Origin of the sequence: Streptomyces sp. NPDC048290 (assembly GCF_040652095.1) — a bacterium.
GTDB lineage: Bacteria > Actinomycetota > Actinomycetes > Streptomycetales > Streptomycetaceae > Streptomyces.
Genome location: NZ_JBEZLM010000007.1, coordinates 113310 through 127497, shown reverse-complemented (window position 1 = coordinate 127497; position 14188 = coordinate 113310). Strand labels below are relative to the sequence as shown.

General features: G+C 72.3%; 13 protein-coding genes. 6 read left to right on the top strand and 7 right to left on the bottom strand.

From position 1 onward, the window contains the following. Genes AB0D49_RS14160 through AB0D49_RS14140 form a run of 5 tightly spaced genes read right to left on the bottom strand, consistent with a single transcriptional unit; the run spans position 1 to position 5852 of the window. Positions 1–765, bottom strand: coding sequence for a hypothetical protein (locus tag AB0D49_RS14160; RefSeq protein WP_362756124.1), 765 nt, complete (start codon positions 763–765; stop codon positions 1–3). Then, complete coding sequence (locus AB0D49_RS14155) at positions 762–1028, bottom strand: hypothetical protein (protein WP_362756121.1); 267 nt, start codon at positions 1026–1028, stop codon at positions 762–764. Before AB0D49_RS14155 ends, AB0D49_RS14160 begins: the two co-directional genes overlap by 4 nt. Next, complete coding sequence (locus tag AB0D49_RS14150; protein WP_362756118.1) at positions 1025–2065, bottom strand: hypothetical protein; 1041 nt, start codon at positions 2063–2065, stop codon at positions 1025–1027. Before AB0D49_RS14150 ends, AB0D49_RS14155 begins: the two co-directional genes overlap by 4 nt. Before the next feature lie 11 nt (positions 2066–2076). Beyond that, on the bottom strand, positions 2077–3243 hold the full coding sequence (locus AB0D49_RS14145; RefSeq protein ID WP_362756115.1) for a hypothetical protein: 1167 nt from the start codon (positions 3241–3243) through the stop codon (positions 2077–2079). Next, positions 3240–5852 carry a hypothetical protein gene (locus tag AB0D49_RS14140; protein WP_362756112.1) on the bottom strand — a complete coding sequence of 871 codons (2613 nt, stop codon included), beginning with the start codon at positions 5850–5852 and terminating at the stop codon, positions 3240–3242. Before AB0D49_RS14140 ends, AB0D49_RS14145 begins: the two co-directional genes overlap by 4 nt. A gap of 575 nt (positions 5853–6427) precedes the next feature. Here AB0D49_RS14140 and AB0D49_RS14135 point away from each other — a divergent pair. The 4 genes from AB0D49_RS14135 to AB0D49_RS14120 all read left to right on the top strand — a co-directional run bounded on the left by AB0D49_RS14135 (position 6428) and on the right by AB0D49_RS14120 (position 10129). Beyond that, complete coding sequence (locus AB0D49_RS14135; RefSeq protein ID WP_362756109.1) at positions 6428–7141, top strand: M50 family metallopeptidase; 714 nt, start codon at positions 6428–6430, stop codon at positions 7139–7141. Between the two features lie 181 nt (positions 7142–7322). Continuing rightward, entirely contained in the window at positions 7323–8654 is a 1332-nt protein-coding gene (aroA, locus tag AB0D49_RS14130; protein ID WP_362756106.1) for a 3-phosphoshikimate 1-carboxyvinyltransferase, read from the top strand. Between the two features lie 11 nt (positions 8655–8665). Then, complete coding sequence (gene rsgA / locus AB0D49_RS14125) at positions 8666–9676, top strand: ribosome small subunit-dependent GTPase A (protein ID WP_362756103.1); 1011 nt, start codon at positions 8666–8668, stop codon at positions 9674–9676. A gap of 129 nt (positions 9677–9805) precedes the next feature. Continuing rightward, positions 9806–10129: a multidrug efflux SMR transporter gene (locus tag AB0D49_RS14120; protein WP_362756100.1), complete on the top strand. Its 324-nt coding sequence runs from the start codon at positions 9806–9808 to the stop codon at positions 10127–10129. A gap of 221 nt (positions 10130–10350) precedes the next feature. Here the strand turns inward: AB0D49_RS14120 and AB0D49_RS14115 are convergent, their stop codons facing one another. After that, positions 10351–10962, bottom strand: a complete 612-nt coding sequence (locus AB0D49_RS14115; protein WP_362756097.1) for a TetR/AcrR family transcriptional regulator — start codon at positions 10960–10962, stop codon at positions 10351–10353. A 198-nt stretch (positions 10963–11160) separates the two neighbouring features. Here AB0D49_RS14115 and hisN point away from each other — a divergent pair, with 198 nt between their 5' ends. Further along, positions 11161–11961 carry a histidinol-phosphatase gene (gene hisN, locus AB0D49_RS14110; protein WP_362756094.1) on the top strand — a complete coding sequence of 267 codons (801 nt, stop codon included), beginning with the start codon at positions 11161–11163 and terminating at the stop codon, positions 11959–11961. A 196-nt stretch (positions 11962–12157) separates the two neighbouring features. Next, positions 12158–12550 carry a CBS domain-containing protein gene (locus AB0D49_RS14105; protein ID WP_362756091.1) on the top strand — a complete coding sequence of 131 codons (393 nt, stop codon included), beginning with the start codon at positions 12158–12160 and terminating at the stop codon, positions 12548–12550. Between the two features lie 80 nt (positions 12551–12630). Here AB0D49_RS14105 and AB0D49_RS14100 read toward each other — a convergent pair whose 3' ends face one another. Continuing rightward, entirely contained in the window at positions 12631–14094 is a 1464-nt protein-coding gene (locus AB0D49_RS14100; protein ID WP_362756889.1) for a catalase, read from the bottom strand. Positions 14095–14188 lie beyond the last annotated feature (94 nt).

The following is a 14188-nucleotide window of genomic DNA, read 5'->3' as shown; positions in this document are numbered from 1 at the left end:
TCAGAGCGGGCCGAAGCGTCGGAAGATCTCCGGCTGGTAGAGCGCGGGAGCCACCTGCTCGGGGGTCGGCACCGGCGGCGGCACGGGGAACCGGCCCGGGGCCGGACCGGGCGACGGGGGCGGGGACGGGGCGGGGGACGCGGTGGGCGCGGTGGACGGCGGGGGCAGCAGCTCGGGGGTGAAGGCGAGGTACATCCACACCTCGGTGGCGAACTTCTTGGCGGGCAGATCCGTGCGGTAGCGCACGAAGAGGTCCGGGTCCAGACCCTGGTAGCCGTGTTCGAGCACATCCTCGAAGAGCGACTCGGAGACCACCAGGGCCAGTTCGCAGGCGGGCAGGGTCTCCATGACCGTGCGCGGGGCGGACGAGTCGAGCATCCGGCAGGTGCGGACGCCCGCGCGGCTGACGAACCCGTTGGCCGCCTCCTGCACGATCCCCTGGTGCATCGCCGCCCGCAGCCGGAGCCGGGAGTCGAGGGCCAGGTCGCGGTTCATCTGCCGCAGGGACAGGGCGAGTTGCTGCACAAGCCGGGGCACCACCCGGCCCTCGTCCAGGGCCGGGGGCAGCAGCAGCACCTCGCCGTCGCCCTGCGGCTGGCGGGTGCAGGCGGCCCGGTCCACGTCCGCTCCGGCGCAGGCGCGTTCCATCACCTCCACGAGCCGCTGCTGCACGGCGAGCTGCCGCAGATGGTCAAGGGTGCTGTAGCCGACCAGATCGACGGCGAGGATCAGCCGCCGGAGGGCGGGCGGGATGCTGCCGCTCATTCGTCCTCGTCCTCCTCGACGGGGAAGTCCGCCGCGGGGAAGTCCTCGACGGGGAAGTCCGCTGCGGGGAAGTCCGCCGCGTGGACATCCTCCAGGGGGTCGTCCGCCACGGGGAAGTCCGCTGCGGGGGACTCCGGCTCTTGGACCTCCGCCGCGTGGACATCCTCGGCGTGGACATCCTCGGCGTGGACATCCTCGGCGCGGAAATCCTCGGCGCGGGGCTCCGCCGCCGTGGGGAACAGGGTCTCGCCCACTCCGGTCACTCGCTCTCGCGTCCCTCGGCCGACCCTGGCGGCAAGACTCCACGCCTCCCGCCGGACCTTGTCCGCGATGACGCCGAGGACGTCGGCCGAGGTCTGCGACGCCACAGCACCGGGGTCATGAGGACCAGGACCAGCAGGGTCCGGCGGGTCCAGATCCACCGTCGGAACCAGCCCACCGTGCGGCCGAACCAGCCCGGTCGGCCGCCCGCTTTTCCCGGGCCGAGACGCACCGGCCGTCCCGGGGTGTCGTGGACCGCCAGCACATAGAGCGACTCGCCCGGCTCCGGAACGGGGGCGTCCGCGGCGCCCTCCGTCTCGTTCAGCACCAGGGCCCGGCCCACGGTCGCGCCGGTGAGCAGGGCCCGTACCCGGGCCAGGAAGTCCACTCGGGCCCCGTCCCGGACGTCCGCGTACCACGACCCGTCCGGATCGTCGCCGGGGAGCGCCGGTACGGGGGCCAGCCCGGCGAGGAAGGCGTCCAGCCGCCGGCACACCTCGCCGCCCGCGTCGGCGTCCCGGCGGTCCCGCAGCTCCATGACGTCCGGATCGGGGAAGACCTGGTCGAGCGCCGTGCCGAGCGCCGTGCGCGGGTCGCCGCCGCCGCTGCCGCCGTCATAGCCGTCGTAGCCGGAGAGCCAGTCGTGGATGAACCGGAAGACCGGGTGGGCGGGTCCGACCGGGGTGTCCGACTCCAGGGCGAGGACATGGCGGATGGGCCGGTGGAAGGCGTCGCGCCGCCGGGACGGCACGGTCGCCAGGAGGCGCCAGCCGGGGCCGTCGGTCTCCACCAGCAGGGTCGGCTCCTCGAACCGGGTGTACGGGCGGTACGCCTGCCACCACATCGCGGCCGGGGCGGCGCCGAGGAAGCGGTAGTCGGCGTTCCGCTCGAAGCCGCGGGTCATCAGATAGCCGTGGACGCGGCCGAGGGCGCTCAGCTCCCTCATCGCCCTCATCTCCGTGTGCCTGTCCCCGTCCATGGAGTCGTCCATGGGATCGTCCATGGGGTCGTCCATGGGATCGTCCATCGTGTGGTCCATGGGATGTCCCCTCAGAGCCATCTGCTGCGTTTGCCGAGTTCACGGGTGGCCAGCGACCGGACGGCGTCGTCGAGCCGGGCGATCTGGAGGCGCAGCCGCTCCGCCTCCGCCTGGTGTCCCGCCGCCGCCAGCCGGGCCACCCGGGTGTCGCCGTTGGCCCAGTGCCGCAGCGCCCGGAACCAGCCCCGCCGGTAGCTCTTCAGGTTCTCCTCGGCCTGCTCTCTCGCCCCGTCGTGCCGGTCGGCGACCTGGGCGGTGTAGCTGCTGCGGGACTGCATGAGCATCCGGCAGACGGCGCTCAGCAGATCGTCCGCGCCCACGATGCTGATCCTGGTCGGGCGCCGGATGCCGAAGTGGCTGACCGGTGCGAGCACCGCCGACCCGGCCCGGGTCGGATGCCACTCGGTACGGACCAGTTCGACACAGCCGAGGGTGTCGACCGGGCAGTACAGCACCTTGGCGTGCGGCGCGTTCAGCCGGATCAGCTCGATCAGCGGGCCGTAGACCGTACGCACCCGTTCCAGCAGGCGCACGGCCCGGTTCTTGCGTCCCCCGTTGTCCGCGAAGTAGCTCTCACATTTGACCGGCGCGAAGACGATCAGGGCGGGCTGGTCGGTGAGGTCGGCGCGGCGCTGCGCCCAGTCCAGCACGATGTCCTGGACCACCATGGTCTCCAGCACATGCGTGACGCTCTGGAGGTGGGCGGTCTGTACGGCCTCCATCAGCACCGTGGCGTCCACCGGGACCAGCAGCACATTGCAGTCGGTGAGGAAGTCGAGGCACTCCTTCCACTGCTGGTGCTCGGGCTCCGTCATGTGGTCGGGCTCGGCCATCCAGCCGCCGGGGAAGTCCAGCAGGGAGAACCCGATGGCCTCGCCGTCGCGGCCGGCCCGCAGCTCCAGCTGGAGGTACCGGGCCTCCGAGCCGCCGGCCAGCCGGGATTCGAAGCTCTCGGCGAGGACTCCGCCGTTGAGGGCGCTGCGGCTGGCCCGCAGGACGTTCCGGGTCTCCTTGTCCGCCTCACGCAGGCGTACCCCGCTGCTGCCGAGCAGCCGCTCGCTGTCGGTGAGCACGGACACCACCAGCGAGGTCTTGCCGACGCCGCTGGGGCCGAGCATGCCGATCCGGAAGGGCGGCGGGGCGTCGTCGGTGCCGGTGCTGGTGTCGGTGTCGGTCACGGCTGCTCCTCGGGTGCTTCGGCGGACAGCGGCCCGGTGGCCTGCCGTACCGTCTGCCGGACGGCGTCGCAGGCGCGGCTCACGGCCGCGAACCGGGCGTGTCCGCTGCCCAGCCCGCTGTAGCGGCCGGGCCAGAGTTCATTGCGGTAGCTGCGGGCGAGCCGGGCGAACTCGCGGTCGGAGGAGCCCGAGCGGATCAGCGCGTCCTCGAACTGCTCCACCGCCGCGAACAGCACCTGGGCGGGCAGTACCGCGTCGCCCAGCAGGGCCTGCCGGGTGGTGTGGGCGGCCTGCTCGGCCCGCTGCTGGACGAAGCCGTACAGCTCCGCGACGCCGTCCGCGCTGGCCTCGACGGTGATCTGGGTGCGCATACCGCCGGTCAGCGGATCGCGCACGGTCAGGCTCAGATCGTCCAGCTGGGGGCGGATCCTGGGGTGGAGCTGGGTGCGGTAGTCCAGGCGCAGGTCCAGCAGTTCCCCGACGGCGGCGGCCAGCTCCGGGCAGGGCTCGGAGCCGGTGAGCAGCAGGTCGGCGAAGGCGCGCAGGACGGCGGCGGGGGGCGGGGCGGGGGCGGGGGCGGGAGTGGTCTCGGGGGCCGCCGGGGCGGGGGCGGGTCCGGTGCCGGGGACGTCCCCGAGCAGGTTCCCGGTCCGTTCCCGCAGTGTCGTGGCGATGGCGCCCAGCAGGCGTACCACCCGTTCCTGGAAGTAGAGGTCGATCGTGGAGAACCGGCGGCCGATCTCCACCCGGATGCGGTTGAACTCGTCCACGGCGACCTGGCTGGCGTCCTGCTTGACGAGGACGCGTCCCAGATGGGCGTCGACCCAGGCGCCGCGGTGGGCGCCGACCGGATCGCCGCTGTTCCCGGTGGGGAGGGGCGGGACGGCGCTCTCCCGGGCGGGGACGGGCGGGGTGCCGTCTTCCCTGGCCGGGATGGGCGGGGTGGCGTTCTCCCCGGCGGGGACAGGTCGGGTGCCGCCTTCCCGGGCCGGGACGGGCGGGGTGGCGTTCTCCCCGGCGGGGACCGGTCGGGTGCCGCCTTCCCGAGCCGGCACAGGCGCGGCGGCGCTCTTCCCGGCAGGGCCCGGTGCCGGGTCGGGCGGCGCGCCGGTGCCGAGCCCGTGCACGATCCACGCGCGCAACTGGTCGTAGGCGCTCTCCACGGCGGCGACGAAGTCCTTGTCCTCCTGCTCGGCCATGACCTCCGCGCGGAGCCGTCCGCGCAGCGCGGCGAGATCCGCCGCCAGGGACTCCTGCAACTGGCGGGTCATGTCGCCGAGGTCCTCGGCGGGGGCGGCGGACATGCCCCGGAGCCGGTGGACCGCGCCCGTGATCCGCTCGACGCGTTCCAGCACGGCGGCGGCCAGCTCACCGGAGCGCCGGTCCAGTTCGGCGACGATGTCCCGGTCCATCGCGGGCAGCCGCCGCACCAGCAGGTCCAGCAGCGGCTGGAGCAGATCGCGGCCGACCGCGTCCGGATCGGCGCCGTCCGCCTCCAGCACGGTGAAGCGGCTGTCGCCGCGTCCCGCGTTCAGCTCGCTGCGCAGATTGCCCCGGAGGTCCTCGATCAGCCGCGGGGCGTCCCCGGCGCCCCTGTTGACCAGGAAGCACACGAAGTCACCGGTGCGCCGGACGAGACCGCGGGCCATGTCCAGGAGGGCCAGCGCCCGGTCGTCGGCGGCGCTGTAGAAGGCCATGCCCTCCACCGGGCGCTTCACCAGGAGGACCAGGTCCACCTCGTGCCGCAGCCCGGCCACATGGTGCCGCTCGGCGTCCGCGGCGATCTCCCCGAGCCCGGGGAGGTCGACCAGGGCGAGCTGTCCGACGTCGCCGTGCGGGAAGGGGCAGCTGATCCGCACCTCCTTGACGGCCAGATAGGGGCGGGGCGCGTCTCCGGTGTCGACCTCCGCCTGGGTCGGGTAGGCGACATGGCGCCGCACCTGGTCCAGCGGCACCTCGCGCACGCCGCCCACCAGGTCCGCCCGGTAGGACGGCAGGGCGCGCTGGGCCGCCCTGACCCGCTCCAGGACCGGGCCGCGGATGTCCTCGACCGTGTCGGGGTAGGGCCAGTCGGCGAACTCGTCGAGGGTGCCGGGACGCCCATGCAGCCCGAGCAGCGTGTGGTACGGCCACACCGACTGCTCCAGGAACGAGGCGGGGTCATGGAGTTCCAGCACCGCGCGCGCCGGACCCTCCGTGTGCTGGATACGGGACCGGACCGCCGTGACGGGCACCCCCGATCCGGACGGGATCTGCTCGGCGCCGAGCCCCGAGATCGACCGCAGCACGGTGCTCTTGCCCACCCGCGCCTGACCGCTGACCCCGAGAGTGACGGTCGTCCGGGCGAACCGGGCTGAGGTGTGCTGGTACTGCTCCGACAGTCCCGCGATCCGTACCTGGAGGTCCTGCACGCCCAGGTCCTCGGTCTGGGCGAGGATCTCCGCGGAGGCGTCCTCATGCCGGCGCAGGGCGAGGACCGCCTGCTCCAGCTCCGTCAGCCGGGTGTTCACCTCCCCCCACCAGGTGATCTGCGACAGGACCTCGGCTCGTAAGGCCCGGCGCGCGAGGAGCAACTCCTCGATCCGCCGAGCCACCTGGGACCGCGACAAAACCGCCTCCCCCCTCTTCCCCGGCTCACCGGGGAGACCTTCCGCTCCCCAGGAAGACCCTTCGCTCCCCGGAGAGACCCTCCGCTCCCCTGGGACACCCTCACGCGGGCACCCCAACTAGCCCGGCACAGCGCCGAGTTGATCCCTCGGCGCGGCCGGTCCACCCCCCGCTCTCCCCTGGAGGCCGCTCAGCGTAGGGCTCCGCGCGCCGCCCGTCCCCCTCAAGTGAGGGAATTGTGCGAGAAATGACGAACCGGGGTGAGGAAGGGACGTATCGCGACCGGATCCATGGGCGCGCCACAGGACCCTCAGGGCCTGTCCACAGCCGCCACGGGTAGCCCTCACACGGCTCTGAGCTGGTCTTTCCCGCCCAGGAACGATCGCGTCCCGACCGGCGTCCTACCTAGCGTCCGCACTCTCGTGCCACACTGCCGGATTCCGCACGAGGCCCACCGAGACACAGGGTCCACCGAGACACATGGCCGACCGAGACACGTGGCCGACCGAGACACGAGGCCCGCGGAAGCACGAGGCCCACCACGAGGCCCACAGAGACCAGGGAGCGCCCCGGACCCATGGACAGCACCACAGCGACCTCGCTCTGGGACGAACTGACCGGCACCCAGCCCGCCCCCGACGTATGGGTGGTGATCGGCACCCTGCTGGTCGCGCTGGCCGTCGTCGTCCCGCACGCCCCGTGGCGGATATCCCGCAACGCCATCACCATCGCCCACGAGGGCGGGCACGGGCTGATCGCCCTGCTCACCGGGCGCAGCCTGACCGGTATCCGGCTGCACTCGGACACCAGCGGCCTGACGGTGAGCCGGGGCAAGCCGCACGGCATCGGCATGATCCTCACCGCCGCCGCGGGCTACACCGCCCCGCCGCTGCTCGGCCTCGGCGGTGCCGCGCTGCTCGGCTCGGGCCGGATCACGCTGCTGCTGTGGCTGGCGACGGCCCTGCTGCTGGCGATGCTGGTGATGATCCGCAACGCGTACGGCGTCCTGACGGTGTGCGTCAGTGGGGCGGCCTTCCTGCTGGTGTCCTGGCTGGCGGGTCCGCAGGTGCAGGCCGCGTTCGCGTACACGGTGGTGTGGTTCCTGCTGGTCGGCGGGGTGCGCCCGGCCTTCGAGCTCCAGGCGAAGCGCTCCCGTGGCGGCGCGGGCGACTCGGACGCGGACCAGCTGTCCCGGCTGACACACGTCCCGGCGGGCCTGTGGTTCTTCCTGTTCCACGCGGTGTCGCTGTGCTCGCTGATCGGCGGCGGCCGATGGCTGCTGGAGCTGTGAGCGTGCCCGGCGCGACGAGCCCGGCGCCAGGAATCCGCCCTGAGTGACGTACGCCGGACGCCGGACGGGGAAGCCCCGGCGGAAGGGGGGCGCACGGCGGACGGGTGACCGCCCGGAACCGGGCCCCGCCCGGCCGCGAGAGGCGAAACACCGCCCACCCCGCCCCTTATAAGGTGGGTGTATGGCCCCCAACACCACGCACACCGCCCTCTGGCCCGCCCCGCACGCGAGCGGAGCCGTCGACGCGACGGTCCACGTGCCGGGGTCGAAGTCGGTCACGAACCGTGCTCTCGTGCTCGCCGCCCTCGCCTCCGAGCCCGGCTGGCTGCGCCGTCCGCTGCGCTCCCGCGACACCCTGCTGATGGCCGGTGCCCTGCGGGCGATGGGCGTGGGCATCGAGGAGACGGTGTCGTCCAGCTCCTCGGTCGCCGGTGACTCCGGCGAGGCGTGGCGGGTGCTCCCGGCCGGGCTGCGCGGCGACACCGCCGTCGACGTCGGCAACGCCGGGACGGTGATGCGGTTCCTGCCGCCGGTGGCGGCGCTGGCCGACGGCCCGGTCCGGTTCGACGGCGATCCACGCTCGTACGAGCGTCCGCTGCACGGGGTGATCGACGCGCTGCGGGTGCTCGGGGCCCGGATCGACGACGACGGGCGGGGCGCGCTGCCGCTGACCGTGCAGGGCTCGGGGGCGCTGGAGGGCGGCCCGGTGGAGATCGACGCGTCCTCGTCGTCGCAGTTCGTCTCCGCGCTGCTGCTGTCCGGGGCGCGCTTCAACCAGGGCGTGGAGGTCCGGCACATCGGCTCCGCCCTGCCGTCGATGCCGCACATCCGGATGACGGTGGACATGCTGCGCGCGGTCGGCGCCCAGGTGGACACCCCGGAGTCGGGCGGCGAGCGCAATGTCTGGCGGGTGACGCCGGGCGCGCTGCTCGGCCGCGATCTGACCGTCGAGCCGGACCTGTCCAACGCCCAGCCCTTCCTGGCGGCGGCGCTGGTGACCGGTGGCAAGGTGATCGTCCCGGACTGGCCGGCCCGTACCACCCAGCCCGGCGACCGGCTGCGGGAGATCTTCACGGAGATGGGCGGCAGCTGCGAACTGACGGACTACGGACTGGAATTCACCGGATCCGGCGCGATCCACGGAGTGGATGTGGACCTGAGCGAGGTCGGTGAGCTGACCCCCGGTATCGCGGCGGTCGCGGCGCTCGCCGACTCCCCCTCCACCCTGCGCGGGGTGGCCCACCTCCGGCTCCATGAGACGGACCGGCTGGCCGCGCTGACCAAGGAGATCAATGAACTGGGCGGCGATGTGACGGAGACCGCCGACGGACTGCGCATCCGCCCGCGCCGGCTGCACGGCGGGATCTTCCACACCTACGAGGACCACCGGATGGCGACCGCGGGCGCGATCATCGGTCTGGCGGTGGACGGCGTACAGATCGAGAACGTGGCCACGACGGCGAAGACCCTGCCGGACTTCCCCGACCTGTGGACCGGGATGCTCGGGGCGTAGGGGTTCACGCGATGCGCCGCTACGGCAAGCACACCGACGAGGACGACATCCGTTCGCGCCCCAACCGCAAGGGCAACCGGCCGCGCACCCATATCCGTCCCAAGCACGAGGACGCGGCCGAGGGCATGGTCCTCACCGTCGACCGGGGCCGGCTGACGTGTCTGGTCGAGGACCGTACGGTGATCGCGATGAAGGCCCGGGAGCTGGGCCGCAAGGCGGCGGTGGTCGGCGACCGGGTGGCCCTGGTCGGCGATCTGTCCGGCACCAAGGACACCCTCGCCCGGATCGTCCGCATCGAGGAGCGCACCTCGCTGCTGCGCCGCACGGCGGACGACGACGATCCCTACGAGCGGGTGGTGGTCGCCAACGCCGACCAGCTGGCGATCGTCACCGCGCTCGCCGACCCCGAGCCGCGCCCCCGGCTGATCGACCGCTGTCTGGTGGCCGCGTACGACGGCGGTCTCGACCCGGTGCTGGTGATGACCAAGTCGGACCTGGCCTCCCCGGACAAGCTCCGGGAGCTGTACGGCGACCTGGACATCCCGTTCGTCGTCACCAGCCGGGAGGAGCTGGCGAGCGGGGCGGCGGTGGAGCGGGTCGCCGAGCATCTGGCCGGGAAGGTGACGGCGTTCGTCGGGCACTCCGGGGTCGGCAAGACCACGCTGGTCAACGCGCTGGTCCCGGCGGACCGGCGGCGGCTGACCGGTCATGTCAACGCGGTGACCGGCCGGGGCAGGCACACCACGACCTCGGCGCTCGCGCTGCCGCTGGCCGGGTCCGGCGGCTGGGTGATCGACACCCCGGGCGTGCGGTCCTTCGGACTCGCCCACATCGACCCGTCCCGGGTCATCCACGCCTTCCCCGACCTGGAGCCCGGTACGGCGGACTGTCCGCGCGGGTGCAGCCATGACGAGCCCGACTGCGCGCTGGACGCCTGGGTGGCCGACGGTCACGCCGATCCGGCCCGGCTCTACTCGCTGCGGCGGCTGCTGGCGACCAGGGAGCGCCGGGACGGCGACTGACCTTGGCGTTGTTTGATCCGTTCAAGGTCAGGTAAGGGCATAATCGCAACAGCCGTATCCCAAGCCCTAGTAAAGTCTGACAAGCGGTCACAGGACGTCACAGAACGTGAAGTTACGGGAGGATTGCGCATGGCGTGGCTGCTGGTCATCGTCGCGGGGCTGCTCGAAACGGGCTTCGCCGTCTGTCTGAAGCTGTCGCACGGGTTCACCCGGCTCTGGCCGACGGTCGCCTTCTGCATCTTCGCCCTGGGCAGCTTCGGTCTGCTCACCCTGGCCCTGAAGAAGCTGGACGTGGGCCCGGCGTACGCGGTGTGGACCGGGATCGGCGCGGCCGGTACGGCGATCTACGGCATGGTCTTCCTCGGCGATCTGGTGTCGGTCCTGAAGATCGTCTCGATCAGCCTGGTGGTCATAGGAGTCGTCGGCCTCCAGCTCTCGGGGTCCGCACACTGACTCCGGGCCCTTGGGGGGCATCCGGTGGTCTGAGTCCGGCCCTTTCAGAGGTCATCCGGCGCACTGAGTCCCTGCCTCTCCCGGGGTCATCCGGCGGTCCGAGTCCGGCCCCTTCAGGGGTCATCCGGCGCACCGACCCCGGCACTTTCTGGAGTCATCCGGCGCACTGAGTCCTCCCTCTCCCGGGGGCGTCCGGCGCATGAGTCCGGCCCTTTCTGGGGTCATCCGGTGGTCTGGCGGGACAGCGCGTCCCGTATGAGCCCGGCGACGCCGCCCTCCCCCGGGGGCGCGGCGACGCAGGACAGCGCGAGGCGGACCGCGAGTTCGCAGGCGCGGGCCAGTTCGGCGGTCTCGGTCCCCGGCCGGGCGCGCCCGCCGCCGAGCACGGCGACCGCCCGGTCCCGGACCAGGGCCACCAGATCGCCCGGCGAGGGCAGCGGCCCGTCGGCCCGGCGCTGCGCGGGCACCGCGGCGGACGACGGCACGGCGGCGAGCGAGGGCCTCGGCAGCCGCTCGCTCCAGCATCCGGTGACCATGGCTCCGACCAGCGCGTTCTGCCGGGCGGCGAGGGTGATCCACTCGGCGGTCGCGGTGAGCCGCTCCCGGGCGTCGACCGCGGAGGACAGCGCCCGTTCCACACCGGCGAGATAGCCGTCGGCCTCGCGGCGGACCAGGGCGCGGGCCAGGCCGTCCTTGCCGCCGAACTCGTTGTACAGCGTCTGCCGGGACACCCCGGCCGCCGCGGCCACGTCCACCATCCGCACCGCGGACCACGGCCGCCGGGCCAGCGCGGTGTAGGCGGCGTCGAGCAGGGATTCCCGAGCAGCAGGCATCACGCCTCCCAGGGGGAACGACACTGCCGCACAGATTTGACGCGCGGGGTGGAGGTGTCAAGGGTCCGCGCAACCCCGTACGGCAGCGCACGGCACTGTGCGGCCCCGCGCCGCCGCTCCGCCGTCCCCCCGTTCCGCCGTGACACACCCACGCGCCCCCCATGGCCCGTCCCCGGTCCGGACAGATAGCGTGCGGGTATGCCCGACTATCTCGACGATCTCCGGCTCGCCCACGTTCTCGCGGACGCCGCGGACGCGACCACCATGGAACGGTTCAAGGCTCTCGACCTCAAGGTGGAGACCAAGCCGGACATGACCCCGGTGAGCGAGGCGGACAAGGCCGCCGAGGAACTCATCAGGAGTCAGCTCCAGCGCGCCCGCCCCCGGGACGCGGTGCTCGGCGAGGAGTACGGGGTGGCGGGCACCGGCCCCCGGCGCTGGGTGATCGACCCGATCGACGGGACCAAGAACTATGTGCGGAGCGTCCCGGTCTGGGCCACGCTGATCTCCCTGATGGAGGCGGCGGAGGGCGGCTACCAGCCGGTCGTGGGCCTGGTCTCGGCGCCCGCGCTGGGCCGTCGCTGGTGGGCGGCGAAGGGGCACGGGGCGTTCTCCGGCCGCAGTCTGACCTCCGCGAGCCGTATCCATGTCTCGGCGGTCAACCGGCTCGCGGACGCGTCCTTCGCGTACTCCTCGCTGTCCGGCTGGGAGGAGCAGGGCCGGCTGTCCGGATTCCTGGATCTGACCCGGCAGGTGTGGCGCACCCGGGCGTACGGCGACTTCTGGCCGTACATGCTGGTGGCCGAGGGCGCGGTCGACCTGTGCGCCGAGCCGGAGCTGTCCCTGTGGGACATGGCGGCCACCGCGATCATCGTGACCGAGGCGGGCGGCGCCTTCACCGGGCTCGACGGCCGCCCCGGCCCGCACAGCGGCAACGCCGCCGCGTCCAACGGCCCCCTCCACGACGAGTTGCTCGGCTACCTCAACAACCGCCGCTAAAACCGGCCGCCACCGGAGCCCGAACGCCTCCACGCGCCCCAGGGCGGGCCGTACGCGCCCCCTTGTTGACTCTCCCTTTGCCTGCGACTCTGAGAGCCCCCACCCTTGTGAATTTGTGAAACGATGAACTAATCAACCGATGAAACCCCATCGGACCCACTGAGGGCGGGGACTCCCAAGGAGGTGGCTCCAGCCCATGCTCGTCCGCGACGCCATGAGCACCGTGGTCCTCACCATCGGCCCCGACCACACACTCCGCCAGGCCGCCGCGCTGATGTCCGCGCGCCGGGTCGGTGCGGCGGTGGTCCACGACCCCGACGCCGACGGGATCGGCATACTCACCGAGCGCGACATCCTCATCTCCGTCGGTCTGGGACAGGACCCGGACATCGAACGCGCCCACGCCCACACCACCACCGATGTCGTCTTCGCCGCCCCGGCCTGGACCCTGGAGGAGGCCGCGCACGCCATGGCCCACGGCGGCTTCCGCCATCTGATCGTGCTGGAGCGCGGCGAACCCGCCGGGATCGTCTCGGTCCGCGACATCATCCGCTGCTGGGCCCCGCGCCGCCAGCGCGTCCCCGCGTAACTAGCGGGCCGGGAAAAGGGCAAGGAAAGCGGGCCGGGTCCCCGTCCAGGGGACCCGGCCCGTCGCTCCGGCAGGCGGGGTCAGCCGCGCATGGCCTGGACCGCGGCCTCCAGCCGCTTGCCGAAGTCCGCGTCCGCCCGCCGGAAGTTGCCGATCGCGCGCTCGGCGAGGTCGTCGCGCGAGACACCCGCGATGGCCCCGGCCAGATTGGCGATCAGCCGCTCCTTCTCGTCCTCGGACATCAGCCGGTAGAGGTCACCGGCCTGGACGAAGTCGTCGTCCTCGGAGTGCGAGGGAGCCGGGTGCTCGCCGGTGAGACCGGTGACCGCGGTGGCCGACCACAGGGGGCGGTCGGTCTGGTGGGGGCCGCCGAAGCTGTTGGGCTCGTAGTTCTTGGCGCCCTTGTGACGGCCGTCGTACAGCGCGCCGTCGCGCCCGTGGGTGCGGGCCTCGGTGGCGTGCGGGCGGTTGACCGGGAGGTGGTCGGCGTTGATCCCGACCCGGTAGCGGTGGGCGTCGCCGTACGCGAACAGCCGGGCCTGGAGCATCTTGTCCGGGGACGGGCCGATGCCGGGCACGAAGTGGGCCGGGGAGAAGATGCTCTGCTCGACCTCGGCGAACACGTTCTCCGGGTTGCGGTTCAGCTCCAGCCTGCCGATGGTGACCGGCGGATAGTCCGCGTGCGGCCAGACCTTGGTGAGGTCGAACGGGTTGAAGCGATAGGCCGCCGCGTCCTCGGCCGGCATGATCTGCACCTGCACGGTCCAGCTCGGGAACTCCCCGCGCTCGATGGCCTGGCGCAGATCGCGCTGATGGGAGTCGGGGTCCTTACCCGCGAGCCGCTCGGCGTCCGCGGCGGCGAGGTTCTTGATCCCCTGGTCCGTCTTGAAGTGGTACTTCACCCAGAAGACCGCCCCGGCCTCGTTCGTCCACTGGAAGGTGTGCGAGCCGTAGCCGTTCATGTGGCGGTACGAGGCCGGGATGCCGCGGTCACCGAAGAGCCAGGTCACCTGGTGGGTGGCCTCGGGGCTGAGCCCCCAGAAGTCCCATACGTTGTCCGCCTCCTGGGAGCCGGTGTACGGGTCGCGCTTCTGGGTGTGGATGAAGTCCGGGAACTTGATCCCGTCCTTGATGAAGAAGATCGGGGTGTTGTTGCCGACGAGGTCGTAGTTGCCGTCCTCGGTGTAGAACTTCAGCGCGAAGCCGCGCGGGTCGCGCACCGCGTCCGCCGCCCCCAGGTTCCCGGCCACGGTCGAGAACCGCAGGAAGACCTCGGTCTCCTTGCCGACCTCGGAGAGAAATCCGGCCCGGGTGTACGGGGTGACATCGGCGGTCACCGTGAAGGTGCCGTAGGCACCGGCCCCTCGGGCGTGCACCACCCGCTCCGGGATGCGCTCCCGGTTGAAGTGGGCCAGCTTCTCCAGCAGAAGCTGGTCCTGGATCAGCAGCGGACCGCCGACCCCCGCGGCCTCACTGTTCTGGTTGTCGGAGACCGGGGCACCGGCCTCCGTGGTGAGCGGTCCCTGCGTCACGTCCGCCTCCAGCTGCACGTTCTTGTTCCTCGCCTAAAGTCGTCTCCGATCCTACAATGGACATTGTCCAAGTCAAGCAGGGCTCTAAAGCCACACCTATTCAGGA

What these genes read in the sequence shown, in the direction of transcription:
- AB0D49_RS14160 (WP_362756124.1), bottom strand. Translation starts at nt 765, where the DNA reads ATGAGCGGCAGCATCCCGCCCGCCCTCCGGCGGCTGATCCTCGCCGTC.
- AB0D49_RS14150 (WP_362756118.1), bottom strand. Translation starts at nt 2,065, where the DNA reads ATGGACCACACGATGGACGATCCCATGGACGACCCCATGGACGATCCC.
- AB0D49_RS14135 (WP_362756109.1), top strand. Translation starts at nt 6,428, where the DNA reads ATGGACAGCACCACAGCGACCTCGCTCTGGGACGAACTGACCGGCACC.
- aroA (WP_362756106.1), top strand. Translation starts at nt 7,323, where the DNA reads ATGGCCCCCAACACCACGCACACCGCCCTCTGGCCCGCCCCGCACGCG.
- rsgA (WP_362756103.1), top strand. Translation starts at nt 8,666, where the DNA reads ATGCGCCGCTACGGCAAGCACACCGACGAGGACGACATCCGTTCGCGC.
- AB0D49_RS14120 (WP_362756100.1), top strand. Translation starts at nt 9,806, where the DNA reads ATGGCGTGGCTGCTGGTCATCGTCGCGGGGCTGCTCGAAACGGGCTTC.
- AB0D49_RS14115 (WP_362756097.1), bottom strand. Translation starts at nt 10,962, where the DNA reads ATGCCTGCTGCTCGGGAATCCCTGCTCGACGCCGCCTACACCGCGCTG.
- hisN (WP_362756094.1), top strand. Translation starts at nt 11,161, where the DNA reads ATGCCCGACTATCTCGACGATCTCCGGCTCGCCCACGTTCTCGCGGAC.
- AB0D49_RS14105 (WP_362756091.1), top strand. Translation starts at nt 12,158, where the DNA reads ATGCTCGTCCGCGACGCCATGAGCACCGTGGTCCTCACCATCGGCCCC.